The organism is Vibrio sp. 10N.247.311.47, from assembly GCF_041467535.1.
Taxonomy (GTDB): domain Bacteria; phylum Pseudomonadota; class Gammaproteobacteria; order Enterobacterales; family Vibrionaceae; genus Vibrio; species Vibrio crassostreae_C.
Map to the genome: position 1 here is coordinate 18518 of NZ_JBFSUR010000013.1, position 20926 is coordinate 39443.

Annotated in this window: 18 protein-coding genes; all 18 read right to left on the reverse strand. The window is 45.9% G+C overall.

All coding sequences use genetic code 11. From position 1 onward, the window contains the following. Positions 1-61 precede the first annotated feature (61 nt). The gene (locus AB6E51_RS10665) at positions 62-853 is read right to left on the reverse strand and encodes a DUF1338 domain-containing protein (RefSeq protein WP_010435216.1); all 792 of its coding nucleotides are present in this window, start codon (positions 851-853) and stop codon (positions 62-64) included. Positions 854-1150: 297 nt separating this feature from the next. Next, positions 1151-2608, reverse strand: a complete 1458-nt coding sequence (astD, locus tag AB6E51_RS10670; RefSeq protein ID WP_372057607.1) for a succinylglutamate-semialdehyde dehydrogenase — start codon at positions 2606-2608, stop codon at positions 1151-1153. A 39-nt stretch (positions 2609-2647) separates the two neighbouring features. Beyond that, complete coding sequence (gene astA, locus AB6E51_RS10675) at positions 2648-3667, reverse strand: arginine N-succinyltransferase (RefSeq protein ID WP_372057606.1); 1020 nt, start codon at positions 3665-3667, stop codon at positions 2648-2650. Between the two features lie 107 nt (positions 3668-3774). Then, positions 3775-4986: an aspartate aminotransferase family protein gene (locus AB6E51_RS10680; RefSeq protein ID WP_017066202.1), complete on the reverse strand. Its 1212-nt coding sequence runs from the start codon at positions 4984-4986 to the stop codon at positions 3775-3777. A 465-nt stretch (positions 4987-5451) separates the two neighbouring features. Beyond that, complete coding sequence (locus AB6E51_RS10685) at positions 5452-6030, reverse strand: aminodeoxychorismate/anthranilate synthase component II (protein ID WP_372057605.1); 579 nt, start codon at positions 6028-6030, stop codon at positions 5452-5454. 200 nt (positions 6031-6230) lie between these two features. Further along, positions 6231-8825: an ExeM/NucH family extracellular endonuclease gene (locus AB6E51_RS10690; protein ID WP_372057604.1), complete on the reverse strand. Its 2595-nt coding sequence runs from the start codon at positions 8823-8825 to the stop codon at positions 6231-6233. 385 nt (positions 8826-9210) lie between these two features. Beyond that, the gene (gene trpS / locus AB6E51_RS10695; protein WP_016796005.1) at positions 9211-10227 is read right to left on the reverse strand and encodes a tryptophan--tRNA ligase; all 1017 of its coding nucleotides are present in this window, start codon (positions 10225-10227) and stop codon (positions 9211-9213) included. A gap of 150 nt (positions 10228-10377) precedes the next feature. Beyond that, positions 10378-11064: a phosphoglycolate phosphatase gene (locus tag AB6E51_RS10700; RefSeq protein WP_017061120.1), complete on the reverse strand. Its 687-nt coding sequence runs from the start codon at positions 11062-11064 to the stop codon at positions 10378-10380. Positions 11065-11166: 102 nt separating this feature from the next. Beyond that, a complete protein-coding gene (gene rpe, locus AB6E51_RS10705) occupies positions 11167-11841 on the reverse strand; it encodes a ribulose-phosphate 3-epimerase (RefSeq protein ID WP_010435263.1) in 675 nt (224 codons plus the stop codon). Positions 11842-12041: 200 nt separating this feature from the next. Beyond that, positions 12042-12890, reverse strand: coding sequence for a Dam family site-specific DNA-(adenine-N6)-methyltransferase (locus AB6E51_RS10710; RefSeq protein WP_372057603.1), 849 nt, complete (start codon positions 12888-12890; stop codon positions 12042-12044). 69 nt (positions 12891-12959) lie between these two features. Next, positions 12960-14477 (reverse strand): AAA family ATPase, encoded by a 1518-nt coding sequence (locus AB6E51_RS10715; RefSeq protein ID WP_017068836.1) that lies wholly within the window; start codon positions 14475-14477, stop codon positions 12960-12962. A 79-nt stretch (positions 14478-14556) separates the two neighbouring features. After that, positions 14557-15645 carry a 3-dehydroquinate synthase gene (aroB, locus tag AB6E51_RS10720; RefSeq protein WP_017061124.1) on the reverse strand — a complete coding sequence of 363 codons (1089 nt, stop codon included), beginning with the start codon at positions 15643-15645 and terminating at the stop codon, positions 14557-14559. 25 nt (positions 15646-15670) lie between these two features. Further along, positions 15671-16189 carry a shikimate kinase AroK gene (gene aroK / locus AB6E51_RS10725; protein ID WP_017061125.1) on the reverse strand — a complete coding sequence of 173 codons (519 nt, stop codon included), beginning with the start codon at positions 16187-16189 and terminating at the stop codon, positions 15671-15673. 176 nt (positions 16190-16365) lie between these two features. Further along, the gene (locus AB6E51_RS10730) at positions 16366-18060 is read right to left on the reverse strand and encodes a type IV pilus secretin PilQ (RefSeq protein WP_372057611.1); all 1695 of its coding nucleotides are present in this window, start codon (positions 18058-18060) and stop codon (positions 16366-16368) included. Positions 18061-18119: 59 nt separating this feature from the next. Then, the gene (locus AB6E51_RS10735; RefSeq protein ID WP_372139889.1) at positions 18120-18638 is read right to left on the reverse strand and encodes a pilus assembly protein PilP; all 519 of its coding nucleotides are present in this window, start codon (positions 18636-18638) and stop codon (positions 18120-18122) included. Further along, positions 18625-19254 carry a type 4a pilus biogenesis protein PilO gene (locus AB6E51_RS10740; protein WP_017068838.1) on the reverse strand — a complete coding sequence of 210 codons (630 nt, stop codon included), beginning with the start codon at positions 19252-19254 and terminating at the stop codon, positions 18625-18627. Before AB6E51_RS10740 ends, AB6E51_RS10735 begins: the two co-directional genes overlap by 14 nt. Beyond that, positions 19247-19846: a PilN domain-containing protein gene (locus tag AB6E51_RS10745; RefSeq protein ID WP_017061129.1), complete on the reverse strand. Its 600-nt coding sequence runs from the start codon at positions 19844-19846 to the stop codon at positions 19247-19249. Before AB6E51_RS10745 ends, AB6E51_RS10740 begins: the two co-directional genes overlap by 8 nt. Then, positions 19830-20855: a type IV pilus assembly protein PilM gene (gene pilM / locus AB6E51_RS10750; protein ID WP_372057602.1), complete on the reverse strand. Its 1026-nt coding sequence runs from the start codon at positions 20853-20855 to the stop codon at positions 19830-19832. The genes AB6E51_RS10745 and pilM overlap by 17 nt, the downstream gene beginning before the upstream one ends. Positions 20856-20926: the final 71 nt, after the last annotated feature.

Below are 20926 nucleotides of genomic sequence, written 5' to 3' on the forward strand. Positions count from 1 at the left end.
AACACTCTCGAAGCGAAGCCTATCTGCATCTTTAGGGTAAAGTCCGTACTCGTATCTTTCTTTAACCGTTAGTGCTTTCGAAGATCTTGTCAGCCGATGCTGCCACAAAACCGGTATAAAGCTCACCATTAGCCATCGCATAACGCTTAGCGAACTCATAGAAGCCTCCAGGAATCATCTCATTGCCCTCAACAAATGAAACTGGGACTTTATCTGCCATTGTTGATGATTGCTCTAATAAGACCTCTGGAGAGCCTTTAACCTGGCCACCAGATGCATTGATCGTGAAGCCTGATTCGCTCAAATAATCATTCACTGCCTGCACTTCATCAAAAGCATCGAGTTGATTAACGCTCACTGTAAAGTGGTTGGCACCGTAACCATGAGCTGCGAGCCAAGACGCGTATTCACTCTCTTTTGCAAGCACTTGGAAATCTGCGAAGCTCAAGTCCCATAGACGACCACCAAACAAGAATTCATGGCCTTGAAGCTTGCTTACGTCGACTTGCTCAACCAATTTAGCAACGATCTGTTGTAAGTCACTTGAACACTCTTCGACCTTCAACTCACTAATGAACACTTTAGGTTGATTTGGATCTGGGTGCTCGTAATGCTTCGCGACTAGCTTCTTACTCTCAAACAAGTAATCGCCACACGCTTTATAACCTAGCTCAAGGAAAGGCTTAGCCAATGTTTCAATACCTAGCGGAGCAACATTGAAAGTACGCAGTGCAATGTGATCATTAATCAGAGCTTCGTCTTCTTTCAGCAAGTGATGTACTTTCTCAGCCGATGGACAAAGCCTGTGAATGTAATCGTCCCAAAGTGATTTAAAGAGTAGATCGGGCGTCATGGTGACTCCTTGTCAGAGGTTCTAGCAAGCTAGTAATTTGGATTAGAGAGGGAGAGGCTGGACACAGAGTCAGCAGCCATCAGCCTGTGACATACTTGTTCTATTATTATCTACCGCCCAATCTAGGTGTCGGACGTGATGGAAAAAGGAAGCGATAACACCACTTCCTTATTTCAAAGTTAACGAATGAGCCTAGTACCTTATAAGCCTAAGTCAAAAAAGCATTAAGCTTATAAAACCACGGTCCATAAACCTGTGCTTCATAAATCTATGGTTCATAAACCTGTAGTTCAGAAATTAAAGCTCAATACCCGGGCTAAACGTTGCTGGAAGTTGAGTTTCACCACCTTCCATTGAAGCCATAGGGTAAGCACAGTAGTCCGCGGCGTAGTAAGCACTTGGGCGTAGATTGCCCGAAGCCCCCGGGCCACCAAATGGTGCATCACCACTTGCGCCTGTTAGCTGGCGGTTACGGTTAACAATACCCGCACGGATATGGTCAACGAAGTATTCCCACTCTGAATCGTCTGTTGAAACTAAGCCTGCAGACAAACCAAAACGTGTGTCATTAGCCAGTTCAACCGCTTGCTCTAGTGACTGGTAACGAACCACTTGCAGTAATGGACCGAAGTACTCTTCATCTGGCAGTTCGGCAATGTTAGTTGCATCGATAATGCCCGGAGAAACAAACGCCGCTTGACCCGCTTTTGCTTCTACTAGGCTGACACCGCCTAACGATTGCAGATTAGCTTGCGCGTCCAGAATGAACTTAGCCGCAGCTTCAGAGATCTGAGGGCCCATGAAAGGAGCTGGTTCCGCGAAAGGCTGATCGACACGAATCTTTTGCGTAGCTGCGACCAGTTTATCGAGTAGCAGATCGCCCTTCTCGCCAACAGGCACATACAAGCGACGTGCACATGTACAACGTTGGCCCGCACTGATGAAGGCCGACTGGATAATGGTATAAACCGTCGCGTCAGCATCACCAAATTGGTCAGTGATCACCATAGGGTTATTGCCACCCATCTCTAGTGCCAGCATCTTGCCCGGTTGGCCAGCGAATTGACGATGCAGGATATGCCCAGTATTAGCGCTACCTGTGAACAGCACGCCATCAAGACCTTTAGCATCGGCCAGTGCGATACCTGTCTCTTTAGCGCCTTGTACTAAGTTGATTACGCCAGCAGGAAGACCCGCTTCTTGCCATAATTTCATCGCAAACTCACCCGTCCAAGGTGTCTGCTCTGAAGGCTTAAATACCACGGTATTACCCGATAGCAGTGCAGGAACAATATGACCGTTAGGTAGGTGACCAGGGAAGTTATAAGGACCAAATACTGCCATCACGCCTAATGGACGGTGACGCAGTACAATCTGGTTGCCTGCCGCTTCACGAGAAGCTTCACCGGTACGCTCATGGTAAGCACGAATTGAAATAGCAATCTTGCCCGCCATTGCGCCCGCTTCAGTGCGAGTTTCCCAAATCGGTTTACCCGTCTCTTTCGCGATGATTTGCGCGATTTCTTCGCTGTTCTCTTTAACTTTCTCAGCAAAGTTCAACACGATCGCTTCACGCTCTGCAAAGCTCAGTTTTTTCCAAACCAAGAAGGCTTCACGAGCTGCTGCTACTGCAGATTCAACCTGTGCTGGTGTCGCGCTATCACCCTGCCACACTACTTCATTGTTGTATGGGCTTACTGATGTCATGGCGTCACCTTGACCTGCCACCCACTGTCCTGCTATCCACTGAGTCATACTTCTATCCTTAAAATCTTCGACAGATAATCGCCGCTCTTATTGAGCCAACATGCGAACGAATTCGCCTTCTTTTACTTCAAGAGCGCTTGCTACTTCAGATGATAAAATCACTGTGTCGCTTGCTTGGTCATACGCACCTTTCGCGGCTACTGCGCGGAAGTTCTCAAACGAGGTATTACCAATTAGGAAGTCTTTAGAGCTAGAGTGCTCTGCAATTTGAACCTGTGCTCGAATTGAGTGACGCACAGATTCGATGTTTCTTAGATCACACTCAACCGTTGGGCCTGCATCAAAGATGTCGACATAACCACGGTTGGTGAAACCTTCACGTTCCAGCAACTTAAGTGCAGGGCGCGTATTGTCATGTACCTCTCCGATCACCGCTTGAGCTTCTTTGCTCAGTAGGTTCACGTAGATAGGTAGCTTAGGCATTAGGTCAGCAATGAAGCCTTTCTTACCAATACCGGTTAGGTAATCGGCAAGCGTGAAGTCAATCGAGAAGAAATGTTCTTGCAGCCATTGCCAGAAAGGAGAATTGCCTTCCGCATCTGATACACCACGCATCTCAGCAAAGATCGTTTTTGAGAAACGCTCTGGGTGCTCAGCCATCAGTAGGAAACGACACTTAGACATCAGTCGACCGTTTAAGCCTTTGCGGTAATCAGGACGTAAGAACAGCGTACAAATTTCGCTGCAGCCTGTATAGTTATTACCAAACGTCAACAGCTTAACCACGTTATTCACTTTAAGGCGCTGTGAAGAGTGAACCACTTTACTGATGTGGTAAGAATAAAACGGTACATCCCAGCCAATCGAGGCTTCTATGCCGGTCGTACCCGCCACTTCTCCGGTTTCGGTATCGTAGCCAACCATCAGGTAGCCTTCATCACCGGGCTCGGTCACGCCTTGTTTCGCGAAGCTGTATTCAGAGTGAGTAATACGATTGGTTAACAGTTCTTCGTTAACCGGAAGAGATGTGAATCCATGTCCTGACTCAACAGCGCAGGTATGCAACGCGTCGTAATCAGATAGTTTAATTGGGCGAACAACTAGCATCAATATTCCCTCCAGATGCAAAATAGGCCCAAAACCAGAAGCTTGGGCCTTTAGCAAAACGTCATGGGATCGCTCTAATGGCGATCATTCCTATGACGCCGCTCAGGCTAAACTAGCGTAGCGATTGCTTTGTCTAGTTTTGATAAACCTTCTTCAATTTCTTGTTTAGTGATAACCAGTGATGGCGTAAAACGAACCACGTTTGCACCCGCAACCAGTACCATTAGGCCTTGCTCGCCTGCTGCTACTAATACGTCACGCGCACGCCCTTGCCATTCGTCATTCAGTGCAGCACCTAACAATAGGCCTTTACCACGAATCTCACTGAAAATTTGGTATTTGTCGTTAATCTTAGTTAGACCATCACGGAATAGCGCTTCACGCTCTTTTACGCCTTCTAGAGTCTCAGGTTGGCTAACTACGTCAACCACTGCTTCAGCTACCGCACACGCCAGTGGGTTACCACCGTATGTAGAACCGTGCGTACCAACCTTAAGGTGTGTAGCCAGTTCAGACGTCGTCAGCATTGCGCCGATAGGGAAACCGCCACCTAGAGACTTCGCTGTGCTTAGAATGTCTGGCGTCACGCCCAGACCTTGGTAAGCATAGAAGTTACCAGTACGACCATTACCTGTTTGTACTTCATCAAAAATCAACAATGCATTGTGCTTGTCACACAGTTCACGAACCGTATTCACGAACTCAGCCGTTGGAGAGATGATACCGCCCTCGCCTTGCAGAGGTTCCATCATGATGGCACAAGTGCGATCAGAGATATGCGCTTCTAGAGCGGCAATATCGTTGTAAGGTAGGTGAGTTACATCGCCAGGTTTTGGACCGAAGCCATCTGAGTAAGCTTCTTGACCACCAACGGTTACAGTAAAGAAAGTACGACCGTGGAAACCTTGTTTGAATGCAATGATTTCAGATTTCTCAGGACCGTGAACATCCGCAGCCCAACGACGAGCTAGCTTAAGTGCTGCTTCGTTCGCTTCTGCACCAGAGTTCGCAAAGAATACTTTTTCTGCAAAACATACGTCAGTTAGCTTCTTCGCTAGACGCAGTGCAGGTTCGTTAGTCATTACATTACTTAGGTGCCAAATCTTGTTTGCTTGCTCGGTAACAGCATTAACCATTGCTGGGTGACAGTGACCCAAACAGCTCACAGCGATACCACCAGCAAAGTCGATATACTCTCGGCCTTGTTGGTCCCAAACGCGTGCGCCTTCCCCTTTTACTGGGATCATTTCCATTGGGTTATAACAAGGCACCATCACCTCATTAAACAGACTACGTTCTACTTTATTTTCCACTGTCATCGTACATTCCTTCTCGATACCGCAAGCTTCGCAAATAAGCGTAATGGTTCATAAGTGAGACAAAGATATTTTGTCTCGCCATAATCCCGCTGCAGCATTATATTTACATTTAATTAACCTTTTCAATAGTAGATTATTCTTTAGCCATCCCTTACAACCAGCTAAACGTCACTACCTATGACTATTTATGCATCAATTAATCTGTTTTATGAAGCTTTTTTTACCTAAACGTGTAACCTGCAACGGCAAAGCCTTACTGGCATTGCGGTATATTGGGTTCGAGACGAAATAAGGCGAATAATTTTGCATAGGCTAAAAACTTAGCCTTAAGAGGGAGAAATGTTATAAAAAGTGATCAGCGTCAGAGGAGTAAGAGACGCGTAGCGCCCGAATTTAAACGCTTAACGAATGGACTAACAGGTTTAACTGGCTTATTTAGGCGGAGAAAGAGTCAAATTTAAACACTCAACGCGCTAAGAAGTTAGCGAGAAGCTGGTGTCCTTGCTCTGTTTTAATCGACTCAGGGTGAAATTGCACCGCATCAATCGGCAAGGTTTTGTGTTGATAACCCATGATCTCATCCATGCTACCATCTTCAAATTCCGTCCAAGACGTCAGCTCAAAACAGTCTGGTAATGTGCCGTTTTTCACCACTAAAGAGTGGTAACGAGTCACAGTCAGAGGGTTATTGAGACCTTGAAAAACACTCTTCCCGTTATGATGAATAGGCGAGGTTTTACCGTGCATCACTTGTCTGGCTCTCACCACTTCACCACCAAAGACTTGAGCAATGGCTTGATGACCAAGACACACACCTAAGATCGGCAGCTTGCCAACGAAGTGTTCTATAACTTGCAGAGAGATTCCCGCATCATCCGGTGTACAAGGACCCGGCGAGATAACAAGGTGACTAGGATTCAGTGCTTCGATGCCCGCAATATCAATCTCATCGTTGCGTACAACTTTTACAGTTACCCCTAACTCACAGAAATACTGATACAAGTTATAAGTAAAGGAGTCGTAGTTATCGATGATAAGTAACATGAGTCGAAATCGTTTGCTAAATACTAAAGGATTGGGAGATATAGGGGCGGTATTGTGCAATACCCATAGCGAAAGGCAAGTGGAAACTGCATTTCGCCAATAATTAAGGCCAACCTAGGTTGACCTTAATTGTTTACAGATAGCGTTAAGTTATCTGAATTGGCTTGCTTGTATGGCAAGCCAATCTACTTACAGTTTAGCTACTTGCGACGACGCCACATTGCCAGGCCAAACAATGACATCAATGCACCCAAGCCGAATGAACCGCCGACTCTTAACTCAAGAACCGCAGGATCATGATCCGATGAACGGAAGTGATCTTGGTACTTAGGCAGATCGCCTTTGTACTCTTCGTTGTAGTCAAACAACGTCGATTCACCACCATTAATGTGCCAGTCCGTTGCATCCACCACCATGTCTTTCAGGCTGTCGCTGATCAACAGGTGATCCAGTGCGCCCACTTCGTCATTGTATGAGTAGCTCCAGCTGTCTGGGTGCTTTTGAGCTACAGCATTAATGTAACCGTAGTTCTTAGTAATCACCGCACCGCTATCACCAAACTGTTCAACACCATCAATGTAAGTGTTACGCGCCGCTTTAATTTGCTTTCCGTATTTCTCTTCAGAGTAATCCGTTAGCACCAACATTGGATCTTCCATGCCATACGAATTCATATCACCCAGAATCACTTTATGACCTTCAATGCCATCGAGTGCTTCGCCCAGTGCCACCGCCGCAGCAACACGGAAGTTCTCACATGAACCTTGCTTATCGGCATCAACGCCGCCTTGGCCGCCCTGCTCAATCGGAGCAGCATCTTCCCAACACTTAGAGCCTTTCGATTTAAAGTGGTTGATCGCTACGGTGAGTTTCTCTTTGGTGCCTTTAACCTTGAAGGTTGGCGCTAACGAGTCACGCTGGTAGTTCTTACCATCTTCAATCACCTTACCTGAATCGTCTAACACCTCTGGTGCTTGCTGGCTTGGCATCGCGATAACGCGGCTGTCTTTAAGCTTCACTACCTTCTTGCGATAGATGACACCCGTTGTGATTACGTCAGTACCAATCGAGTCCATCTCGTCGGTTACACCATCTTCATTTGAATCAACTGCGACAAACGTATAACGGTCTTTCTTACGCTCAATGCGATCATTCAACTGATTCACAAGCTGTTGAATGGCAGAACCTTCACCAAAGCCGTTGTTCTCAATTTCCATCAAACCAATGATGTCAGCGTCTAGACGAAGGATCGCGTTCACAATCTTCTCTTGCTGCATCTCAAACTCAGTGATGGTGTTCGCGCCACGGTTATTGCCGTGCTGATTCGCGTCGCCACCAAATGGAGAGTTGAAGTAGTTCAATACGTTGAAGGTCGCAATACGTAGGTCGCCTTCATCCATGTCTGGTTTGTCGGTACGCGGATCGTTACGCACATAGTTTTCAGCCGAGATCTGGTTAGTCGCAATTAAACGGTACTCACCGTAGCTGTAAGTCAGCACGCCTTCTAGGCCAACAATGGTGTCATCAATGCGGATGTAATCTTCTGTTGAACCATCTTGGTCGATATCAGTGCGGCCAAAATCTGGGTAGAAAGGGACTTGTCCATCAGCCGCTTTTTGATCGGTTTCAACGAAAAGACGGCGGTCTGCGTTGTCTTCAGTTTGCTGCTTCGCTTCGTCAGATCCCGCGGCGAAAAGCTGGTTCGGCTGCATGTTAATACGCTCATGCGCCAGTACCATGTTGTTACGACGACCTGCGTAGTCATAACCAAAGGTACGCGTCACACGCATATCAAGCGCTTCGGTTGTTTTCACCAACATGCCTTCGTAGCGTTCAAGCGTTGCAGCGAAGTTCTCGTCACTGTCTAGCACTTCAATCGCCGTCGCTTCAGGGGATTGCTGTTCGCCCTGCTTTAGCCATTGGTTGTTTTCAACTTTAAGCTGAGTGTGGCTGTAGTATTCTTGAACCTTACCTTTCACACACACCACATCACCCGCAACTAAATCTGAGCTTGACTGGTTAGTGTGAATAAATAGACCTTCAGAGGTACTTGAATTGAAGTCATCCTCAAGTGCTTGCAGGTAGAAGCCTTTGGTTAGGCCAGTAGTCACTGCGCTAACTACACCTTTTACGAAGTATTCATCGTCGGTGATGTACGGGTAGCCATCGATGAACGGTGATGTTGCACCTTCGCCTTGGATCTCTTGAATGGTGGTAAATACCGGGTCTGAGCCATCTTCTGTACAAGTAAAGGCTTCTGGCAGCTCAACGCTGTCTAGTGAACCTAGCCCTTCAATACTGTCTTTTGGTAGCGATACCCATTGTGAAGCATCAAACGTCGCAGAAGGTGTTTGTGTCGCACGAACCAAAGTAACATCTTTGCCCCAGTCCACATCGCCCATCAAACCAACAACATCATGTACCGAGCCGTCTGAATTCAAGATAGCCAGCGGGTCGTCACCATTATGATTGGCGATAGAGGCATTAATGATGTCAGCTTGAGCTTTAATCTCATCACTCGCACTAGAATGTGCGACCACGAGTACTTCACCGGGTGCTAAAACGTGTCCATCTAAAGGTAAAGTGGCACCCCATGATCCGTTGCCATTGGCAGATTTCGCCAATGAGTAACCATCTAAACTAATGCTGCTATCGCCACTATTGGCAATCTCAACCGCTTTGTTATAGCTGCCGCCTTCCACATATTGTGAAATAAACAAATCAGCGTGTGCGCTTGTAGTTAACAAGCTACCAATTGCCACTGCTAGCAATGAAGGTTTGTGTAAAAGAGCCATCCGTTTCACCTGAGTTCATCGAGTTATAGTCACTGCCATCTATGGGCAGTCATGTATTTTGTGGTAACTATCAGGTTTATTTATGAAAGGAATAAGTCAGTTGGCAAGAAAATGAGGAACTTATCACTTTGGAATCATCAATTGTTTGGCACGTTATATATTTCCAACATATATAGAAACGAGTGTAATTTTATAAAGCTTGAGGGTACCAAATAAGATCATCTGCACAGCATTACAGCGATGGATATGCTAGCTAAATACTGGGTAAATTATCAATTCAAACAAGGGGGTTTCGAGGAAGGCAAATGGAATGGGCATGAAAAAGCCCAAAGTAAACAACAGCTACTTTGGGCTCAAATTCTCAAGCGAGTTGTGTTAGTTCACCCTATGGGCGAGTAACAAAACCTACTGCTTCGTATGCTTTTTTCAGTGTCACTGCAGCACGTTCAGAGGCTTTTTCAGCACCGGCTTTCATTACTGCGTCCATGTAGGCACGGTCAGCACGGATACGGTGATATTCAGCTTGAATCGGCTCAAGCATCTCAACCAATGCTGCGCCTACGTCTTTCTTGAACGGACCGTACATTTCAACGCCTTGGTACTGCGCTTCGATCTCTTCGAACGTTTTACCTGTCGCTGCAGAGTACAGACCCATTAGGTTAGAGATACCCGCTTTGTTTTCCCAATCGTGAGCAATGCGTGGTGGTGTTTCTGCATCGGTTTGCGCTTTGTTGATCTTCTTGATGATCGACTTAGGTTCTTCTAGCAAAGTAATCACGTTCTTACGGTTGTCGTCTGACTTAGACATCTTCTTCGTCGCATCTTGCAGGCTCATTACACGTGCATTCACTGTTGGAATGTAAGGTTCTGGTACTTGGAAGATTGGCGTTTCAGGACCGTAGATGTTGTTGAAGCGAGTTGCGATATCACGCGCTAACTCTAAGTGTTGTTTCTGGTCGCTACCTACAGGCACTTGATGAGCACCGTAAAGCAGGATGTCTGCAGCCATCAACACTGGGTAGTCGTAGAGGCCTACGTTTACGTCGTTTGAGTGACGTGCAGACTTATCTTTAAACTGAGTCATACGGCTCAGTTCACCCATTTGTGTGTAACAGTTAAGAAGCCAACCAAGTTGAGCATGCTCTGGTACGTGTGACTGAACAAATAGCGTGCTCTTCTTTGGATCAACACCGACAGCAAGACAGATTGCTAGTGCGTCTAGAGTCGCTTCATGCAGTGCTTTCGGATCTTGGCGAACCGTAATTGCGTGAAGGTCTACAACACAGTATTGGCAATCGTAATCATCTTGCATCTGTTGCCATTGACGTAGAGCACCCAAGTAGTTACCGATACTTAGTTCACCAGATGGTTGAACACCACTCAATACGATGGGCTTGCTCATGGTTTTAATTCCTTTGCTTATTCGCTAAGTTTATTGAACGCTTAGCTTCTTAACTTAAATATAGAAAAGCCGCACAGCTCTTCTGTACGGCTCATCCAGTGTACTCATTGATAAGTATTTTGCTAGTAGGTTAGCTAACTTTTGTCCGCTTTATGCTGAAACTAGAACGACATCTAGTAATTGCGCGACGTTATCCGCGACATAGTCAGGGTTTGATGCTGAAATCGGCTCGCCGTGGTTATAACCGTAAGTCAGACCAAACGAGTGACAACCTGCATTCTTAGCCGCTTTAATGTCGTTGCTTGAATCGCCAACCATCAACATCTCTTCCGCTTTTACATTGTGCTTTTCTAGCAACCAGTTCAGAGCGACTGGGTTCGGTTTTTTCTCTGGGAAAGAGTCGCCACCCAACACATCAACAAAGTACTTATCAATACCGTGTTGCGCCAGTACGTCTGGTACAAACTTCGATGGCTTGTTGGTAACCAGCGCCATAGTGAAGCCGGCTTTATCCAGCTCAGCCAGCGTCTCTTTAACCGATGGGTAAAGGTGACTTAGCTTGTGACCGCCCTGCTCATAGAAATCATCAAACAGGATGCGTGCTTTTTTCAGTAGCTCTGGCTCTAGGCTTGGGTCAACCGTCAAGTTACGGCTGAGTGAACGTCCGATAAGAACATCAGCACCATTACCTACGTAGTCGCGAACTTGTTCTTCGCTCACTGAAGGGAAACCCAACTCCTGACAAGCTTGGTCAGCAGCAACGGCCAAATCAGGCACGCTGTCTAACAAGGTTCCATCCAAATCAAAGGCGATCAGTTTTATTGAGCTTAATGACATCTTACTTTCCTATTTATTATGTTCGTCTTATGAGTTGAGCTATAAGACGTAAAAAAGGGGCAAATTAGCCCCTTAATATTCAATCTATCTGTAGTTTTACGATTATGCGTTTACTTTTGCAAGCTCTGCACGCATCTCATCAATCACTTCTTTGTAATCTGGTTGATTGAAGATAGCTGAACCCGCAACGAACATATCTGCGCCCGCTTCTGCGATTTCACGGATGTTATCAACCTTCACGCCGCCATCAATCTCAAGGCGAATGTCACGGCCTGACTCATCAATCAGCTTACGAACAGCACGTAGTTTATCTAGCGTGTGAGGAATGAAAGATTGACCGCCGAAGCCTGGGTTCACAGACATCAGTAGAATCATGTCTACTTTGTCTAGGATGTAATCTAAGCAAGAAAGCGGCGTTGCAGGGTTAAGAACCACACCCGCTTTACAGCCGTGCTCTTTGATTAGCTGTAGAGTGCGATCGATGTGCTCTGAAGCTTCAACGTGGAAGGTAATCATTGATGCGCCGGCTTTAGCAAACTCAGGCACGATGCTGTCTACTGGCTTAACCATAAGGTGAACATCGATAGGAGCCGTAATACCGTAGTCGCGCAGCGCTTTACAGATAGGCGCGCCAAAAGTCAGGTTAGGTACGTAGTGGTTGTCCATCACATCGAAGTGCACAACATCAGCACCAGCTGCGAGTACTTTTTCTACGTCTTCACCAAGACGAGCAAAATCTGCAGACAAAATCGATGGAGCGATTAGAAAATCTTTCATACCAAACCTCTTAAGAGTGAGTAAATTGCGAATATCACCGCCTTGTGACATCTCATATACAAATACAAGACTCAATTCCAAGACTATTTGGTGTGCAATTCTACCTAAGCAACTAAGCAGATCCTAGCAGTTCGAAAGATTAGTTTATGAAAGTACCCGTTGGTCACTCAATTTAATGAGTTCGAGGGTTATGTTGGCCGCTACAATTCTTCTGAAACGTGTTGCTGGTTTTTCTCTTTATGAAAAAGTGCCAGTAACTCATCGACTTTATTGCGCCCTGCGCCATTACGGCTAATGGTGCGCTTAACCTTGACCACGTTCAGTTCTGCACCATGGTATAAACGGCGCGTTAAGGTGGTGTCATGGTTTGAGATCAAGACAGGGATGCCTCGTTCCATCGCTGCTTTTTCAGCAACATCCGCCAGTGCAGCTTGGTCATCTAAGCTAAAGCCATTACCTGCGTAAGAGGTAAAGTTTGCCGTGTTCGACAGTGGTGCGTATGGAGGATCGCAGTAAACCACACAGCCTTTGCGCGCGCGGCTAAAGGTTTCATGGTATCCCTCACAGACGAAGGTGGCTTTTTTCGCTTTCTCGGCAAAAAATTCCAGCTCAGCTTCTGGGAAGTAAGGTTTTTTATAAGAACCAAATGGAACGTTAAAACCGCCCTTCTTGTTGTAACGACATAGGCCATTGAAGCCAAATCGGTTCATATACAAGAAAGCCAATGAACGATACATGACGTTATCTGTACCATTGAACTCAGCGCGAATATCTAAGAAGGCTTCTTTACGGTTGTTCTCAGGACAGAACCAGCGCTTCGCTTCCGTGATATAAGTTTCAGGATCGGTTTTAAGCAGGTTGTACAGGTTGATAAGATCGGGATTGATATCTGCAAGCAGGTACTGTTCAAAGTCAGTATTCAGAAATACTGAGCCGGCACCGACAAACGGTTCTACCAATTTACGAGCAGGTGGCAGGTGACGTTGGATGTCTTCAACTAGGCCATATTTACCACCAGCCCATTTTAGAAAGGCACGCTGCTTTTTCATTTACTGCTCTATCTATCAACTCAAAAATAAGGCTGCGGAATGTAACATATTTTGAGGCTAAGCTCAGGGTTATTTCGCACGTTCTATCTCTCGATGCACTTGATTCATCGATTTTGCCCAAGGTTCCAACTGTTGAAGGGGTTTTGATAACGCACTTACCGCGTCTCTCGCCACTTGAATCGTTGGGTAATCTTGATAAGTGATAATAAACCACTTGGTGTCGTTGCGAAGTGTTGGGTAAATACGAACCTTGTTCTCAAGGTCATACTCTTCAATGAAAGACTGTACGTCGTCCAATGAGGTCATCGCACTCAACTGCAAAGTATAAGCTCGCGGAGAGATAGCTTGTAACTCTTCGCGAGAAAATGAGAATGTAATTTTCTTAGTCGGTGGCGTGGACTGTGTTAGGTCTGTTGCTTCATCGGCTGAAGGTTGTGACTCCACTTTGTCTGCATCTGATTGCGAACTCACCGCGGCACCTGTGTTTTCTTCAACAGCAGCATCAATCGCACTGGTATCGGCACTTTCAGGTTTATCATCAAGCAAGGCATCAACCACATCAGAGGTGATTACGACACGCTGCTGATCTTGTTCGACTTCTCCAACACTCGCGGTATCTTCAACGACAGTCGGTGGCAAAGATGAGCTGTCGTCATCAGCACCTTGATAACTCATGTCAGCTTCGGCTTCAGAATCGTCCATTCCGTCGATTCCAGCTTGCTCGGTACCACTTTCCACTTCAAAAGTTGGGATAGCTGTCTGTTCAATCGGAGCGATAAGAGATTGCGCTTTATCGTCAGGGGTTGGTTGACTGAACATCCACCAATAACCACCACCAATTAAAATCAACAGCAAGGCCACCACAATCGCGATATTGATGGGCGAGCCAATAATTGAGCGAATAATAATCCTTTTTTCCACTTTCAATTCTCCTAAAGCCATTAACTCACCGGGCAGAGGTTGCGCTTTATTAAACGCACGTCGCACGCAAGTTTCAGACTCATCATCAACATATCGAATCACCAGTGATTCAAAGAAATGTTCAGCTTCTGGTTGCGAAAGGTCATCGATCTCAAGATCGATAGGTTTGTGTTGTTGACCGTAGCTCAAACGCGTTAATAACGTATCTAAGTGGCCAGGTTCCGAGAAGAGAACGATATTGATCGTCCATTGAGGGTTTGATTGAGCTTCCAGTACCAACATCCATAATTCGGATACCAATAGCTCAGAAAGTCGTTGGGCATCATCAACGACGATAACCACATTACACGGTTCTCCATCCAGTAACCTTGTTAGGCTATCCGATAAAGAATCATGTTGATTAAACAGGGGATCAGAAACAATTTGGCTAAGAATGAGCGCACGGCGTTGTTGATCGTCTTGGCTTGGATGACAAAGCAGTAAACACTGATTTTTTTCTGTCGACCATGCTTCAAGATAACGCTGAGCCAACCAAGATCGGCCAGAGCCAGCTTTGCCCGCCACCGTCACAAGGTTTGAACCAAAGTTAGTCAAAAGCTGTAAGCGCTCTAGCAGCTCAACTTGAGATTCTAACTCTAATACTCTTAATTCATGAGCCAAACTCATTGGGGATCCCTACTGATAAGATCGATCAGTAAAACGCTTCAGTTGCCTAGAGTTTAGCTAGGCAACCTCACAACCAAATTTAAAGAGTACGGCAGAAATCGATCGCTTGTTTAATGATGTCTTGAGGCACATCAGCAACCACTTCAGCAGTACCAATACTTGTTGGTAATACCAAACGCAACTGACCAGACAGCACTTTTTTATCGCGCATCATGTGCTTCATAAAGTCTTCAAAAGACATGCTTTCTGGCGTATGGATTGGTAGTTTCGCATTCTTGAGTATAGAAATAATTCGCTCAAGTTGCTGCTGAGAGATCAGTCCCTGTAATTGAGCTGTTTTAGCTGCCATTACAGTGCCTGACGACACAGCTTCACCATGTAGCCAATTACCATAGCCTAGTTCTGCTTCAATCGCATGACCAAATGTATGACCTAGGTTCAATAACGCTCTGATTCCTGACTCTTTTTCATCTAGAGCCACCACTTCAGCCTTAATTGCACAACAACGAGCAATCGCGGTAATCAGTGCTTCTTCATCAAGTTGATAAAGTTTCTCTAGATTCTGCTCCAACCAATCAAAGAAGGCTTCATCGTAAATGATGCCGTATTTGATCACCTCAGCAATGCCCGCTGCAAACTCACGCTCTGGAAGCGTTGATAAACAGTTGGTATCGATGATCACAGATTTCGGTTGGTAAAAAGCGCCGATCATATTCTTACCAAGAGGATGGTTTACTGCGGTTTTACCACCAACAGAAGAGTCCACTTGAGAAAGAAGGGTCGTCGGGATTTGAATGAAATCAATACCGCGCTGGTAACAAGAGGCAGCAAAACCGACCAAGTCACCGATAACACCACCTCCTAAAGCAATCACCACCACATCGCGGCTGTAATTTCCTTCAAGCATGTAGCTCATCACTGAATTGAACGTTTCAAGGGTTTTGTACTGTTCACCGTCTGGCAGCTCGAGAAGAGATGTCTGACAGCCGACTTGATCCAATAGCGATAAAATTTTATCAGCATAAAGAGGCGCTACTGTCACATTACTGATAACAACAACTTTCTGCTTACCTGATAAAAAAGAAAGGTACGCCGGGTCTTCAAATAACCCGGCGCCAATAGAGATAGGGTAGCTACGCTCAGCTAGATTGACCGTAATCCGTTCCATGGGTTTGCTCTCCGAAAAAATGAACTTAACGTTCTTCTAGCATTTTTACGATCTGGTTGGCTACCACTTTTGCACTTTGGTCGTCAGTACGAACTGTGTAGTCCGCCACTTCTTCGTATAGTGCGTTGCGAGATACAGCTAGATCTTCTAGCACATCACGCGGGTTGTCTGTTTGAAGTAGAGGGCGTTTCTTGTCGCGGTTAGTGCGAGCAAGTTGCTTTTCAATTGTTGTCTCTAGGTATACAACAATGCCTCGTGCAGATAGACGGTTACGGTTTTCTTTGCTCAACACTGAACCACCACCTGTCGCAAGAACAATACCTTGTTCTTCTGTCAGATCATTGATTACAGATTCTTCGCGCTTACGGAAACCTTCTTCGCCCTCAACATCAAAAACCCATGCGATGTCTGCGCCAGTGCGCTCTTCGATCACAGTGTCAGAGTCTAGAAACTCCATATGAAGTTGGGAAGCTAGGTGTCTACCAATTGTACTTTTGCCGGCGCCCATTGGGCCAACAAGAAAAATATTGCGTTTCTCAGCCATGTTTTTAGCAGTAATTTACAACGTTAATTCAATGACATCGCCACAAGGTAGGTCAGTACAAGTACTGAAATTAAAAGGCCCGTGGCACCGATTCCTCACAGATAATTCGTGATAAGACCCGAAATTATCAAGGTTAGGTGCCACTAATGCAACTTTATTTTTAATCTAATTGTTCATTACTGAATCACAACTTTGGGTGTGACAAAAATAAGTAGTTCACTTTTACCCACATTTTCATAGCTGCGACGGAACAATGCGCCCAAAACTGGCAGGTCCCCCAACAGAGGAACTTTATCCACTGTACTGCTCACGCTGTGCTGAAATATCCCGCCAAGCACGACAGTTTCACCATTATTAACAAGCACTTGCGTACCTATTCTTTGCGTATCAATGGCGACCGCTTCACCGGTTCCAGTTTTTACCACTTGCCCTGGCCTATCTTGAGTCACGCTCAAATCCAATACCAAACGATTATCGGGCGTGATCTGCGGTGTCACCTTAAGACTCAACACGGCTTTCTTAAATGCAACCGACGTAGCGCCACTTGAAGATGACTCTAAGTAAGGAATTTCAGTACCTTGCTCAATATAAGCCGGCTTTTTATTGGTGGTGATTAAGCGTGGACTAGAAATGATTTCAGCTTTTGACTCTTGTTGCAGTGCCGACAGTTCAAGATCGAGTAAGGTATCTGAACCCAGTTTGGCCACCTGAAACGCAATACTCGAGGCGTTCGGCGATGTTGCCCCTAAATTGACGTTGAGATAGTCATCAATCACGCTGCTGCCGCTATCGTCGTCATACGGCGTAATCGCTGATGGGTGGTTACCTTCGATTGAGCCACCAACGGTGAAGCTTCCGTTGGTTGAGGAAACGCCCCAGCGCACGCCAAGCTCATCAAGATTACCCTCAGTAACCGTGACAATACGTGCCTCTATCTGCACCTGTTTCACGGGAATGTCTAACGATTCAATGATGCCTCGTATCACGGCAATGTTCTCCTCCAACTCACGAATCAATAAAGAGTTAGTGCGCTCATCAATGGTAATCGAACCGCGATCAGACAACATGCTGACCGCACCTTCACCGCCAATCATGTCGGCAATATCGGTGGCCTTAGCAAAGTTAATCTTGATGATTTCCGACTTAAGCTCCCCAAGCTCCTCTTCTAAACGCGATTTTTCTAACGCTTGTTGCTCTCGAAGATCCAACTCAGCTTTCGGCGCAACCAAGATGACATTGCCATCCACGCGCTTATCCAATCCTTTAACTTGCAAGATAATGTCGAGAACTTGCTGCCAAGGTACGCCATCTAAACGTAAAGTGAGGTTTCCGGCGACCGAATCAGATACGACTAAGTTAAAATCGTTATAGTCAGCAATCAGCTGCAGGACATTTCGTACTGGGATGTCTTGGAAGTTAATCGATATCAGCTTGCCCTCTTTCTCTAGAACGCTTTTTTCTTTGGTCACTTCATCGATAACTGGTTTGCTGATCACCACCTCAATAAAACGTCCCTTTAGATTGTATTCATACTGATAGTCATTGCTAATCGTCGCTAGAAGCCGAGTGCTTGGTGTCTCTTTATAGACTTCAATACCTTCAACCAAGGTAGCGAAGTCTTTTACATCTAGTAGGTAAAGCTTGTCATCATCAACCTGAGTATTGATCAACTCGATACTTAACCCTTCCTGAGCACGTTGAACATCCACCACAGCGGTGCTGGTCGCTAGCTCAATGATAATGACGGCGTCTTTATCCTTATTAACCCTAAAATCAATATTCTCTAATTTATTTGGTAGGCTCTCTGCGTAACTAAATACGCTAAAAACCAACATCACAGACACCATCAAGCCTTTCAGCCCTTTGTTCATTGACTCACTTATTCCTTTAATCATATTTACATCTCATATCCACATCATGTGACATTGGTTTACTTCAGAGCCAGCCTAACGTTGCGCTTATGCCAACAACCTAAGCCACCTGGAAGAGTTTCATTAATCTGAACGTACTGGCTAGTCACCTTAGTAACTCGGCCATTGTTTAGGCCGATAAACTGGCCTTTCTTGACGTTTACCACGTTGCCTTTCGGTGTTTGCACTAGCCCAAACACACTTGAACCACTGCCCATTACACCTCTTAAACGAAGCTTACTCAGCGGGTACTTCTCTAACTTTCCGTTACGAGAGCGAGCGCTAGGTTGCCAACAGTCTTTCTTAACCAAAGGCTGGTTTTGCACAATGGCTTCTTTAGGAAGTTCAAAGGGAGGACGAAAGGCTCGGCGCTGATAAGTCGCCGCCGTGAATTCAGTTGCTGGGACAAGTTGCTCGACATCTTTTCTCGCCTTAGTTTCAACCTGTGCCACGAAGTCTGGGAGTGAATCCTGATTTGCTTTGCAGCCTGACAGTGCAAGCAGCAACACGATTGAGTAAAGCGCGCTATTGGGTTTCATCATTGACCTCCGATTTAAACTGGTAGGTATAAGCTCGAACCCTAAAGTGCAGCGTGCTACTTTCTTGACTGACTCGCTGCCAATTCACATCATCAAAGCTAATAATACGCGGCAGCTTGGCGATGGCAGCAGAGAAGTCACCAATCTCGTGATAGTCACCTGTCAGCTCTATATTGAGAGGCAATCGATAGAGAAACTCCTTGTTCTGTTTTTGTCCCCAATCGATTCGAGTAAAGGTCAGCGAATTATCCAAGCCGAGTTCATTCACAGACGCCAACATACTTGCTAGCTCTTTTTGAACAGGCAGCTGCTCTAACAGGTAATCGTAGCGACTGGTTAGTTCATCCAGCTGACTCTGCAATTTAGGCAAGGCTGCAACCTTGTTGGCCTTTATTCGCAAGGTCGTCTTTAAGGTTTGTTCTTGTTGCTTCATCTGTTGCAGTTCATCGTCGAGTGGCAACACATAAAGCCAAGTGCCTACACCTTGGATTAACACTATCAACACCAGAATCACGAGAAGCTGAGGCAGCAATGGCCATTCGGTGATCTCATCAACATCGAGATCTTGCAAGCTCATCCTGTTTTGCCTACTAATCCTATTTTGAAGGTTAGCCATGATGCGCCCCCTTATCTTTTCTGCTCGCGGTTGTGTTTTCTAAAGACACAGGGCTAAACACAAAAGAGACCTTGAAGGTCTGAAACTCTTTATTGAAGCGCTTGCGGTTATGAACGATAGAGTGCATCTCGACCCCTTTCAAAGAATCTGAACGTTCGAGGTTGTCCAACATGGTGGCGAGACGAGCAGTGCTGTCGCTGATGCCCGACATTTCAATCTCCTGACCATTCATCTTTATCTTGTCGACATAGACCCCCTCTGGAATCAGCTCCGGCATCAAGTTCATGAAGTCGGTGGTCTTATTACGGCCAAGCTGCAGCGACTCAACCACATCAAGTCGAGTCAGAATGGCTTTGTGTTCTTGCTCTGCGACTTTTAACGACTGAATTTGTCGGTCGAGCTCAGCAATGTACTGATTGAGGTAATTGAGGCGAGCTTGCTGCTTGGCTTGTTGATCGTGAAAATAGTGACCAACCGCCCATTGCCCTATAAGCGCAATGATGACGCCAAGAATGACCAGATGGATAAAACGCTTCTTGTGCTGAGCACGAATCTCATCACGCCACGGCAGCAGGTTAATTTGATGCAACATGCTTCTCTCCCTGCCACTTGAGCCCACTCATCGCCATACCCGCCGCGATACCAAAGTGTTGCAAGTCAATCGGCAGTCGGCGTCTCTTGGCGACCTTATTCTCAAACAGAGACAAAGGATTCAATGACTCGCAGCTCAACTGAAAATGGCGTTCTAGCTCTTCGGTTACCATAGGGATGCTGGCGCCCTCGCCCATCAACCAAATCCCTGAGATAGGTTGCTGCGCATTTCCCGATGAATAGAGCTGCAATTGACGCTTGAGCTTCTCAATCAGGTTAACAATGAATTGATGTGTCTCTTCCATAGTACCGAACACGCTCTCGATATCACTCGGGTCATCTGAGCTGCGAAGATCTTGAGTGCCAAAGGCGATGTCTTTATAGAAAGGCGCCGAATTCTGCGGGATAACCCCTAGCGAGGTTTGGTCGATTCCAACATCCACTAGCAACCAGTTTTTCTTATCGGGATACAGGCGCGAGGCCAATTGCCAGATATTAAGTAGCCCATGCGCCTGTGTATCCACCACCACAGGTTTGAAGCCAGCCTTGGTTAATGCATCCGCTCGGCTATCCACAACTTCTTTACGAGTGGCGTATACCTGATAACTGCTTGTCGAACCTTTACCAAATCGTTTGTCTTCCAGCTTTACAAAATCTAAACTCAGCTCCTCGATAGGAAAGGGAGATTGATGGGCGAAGGTTTGATAGATAGAAAACTCTTTTTCTCTGTCTTCTAACTCACTCTCTATTTGCAGTACTTTGCTGATCACCGTGTTATCAGGTACCGAAATGGCGACGTTGCGACAGCCAAAAGGCAGTCCTTTCCTAAGTTCTTTAAGTTTCTTAACAGTTTTCTGATACTCCAAAGTATGGTTAGCTGTAAAAATGTCGTCCGAAATCGGCAGCTCTTTGTATCCCACTAGGGCATACAACTCCCCCAAGGGTTTTAGTACCACGGCTTTGATGCTGTGATGATTTATATCTATACCTGTAATTAATGATGAACCCATGTGACCTAGCTCCTGAAGTGCCAAGCATTTCGTTGATTATCTAGGGGTTGTGATTATTAGTTAAATAAGCG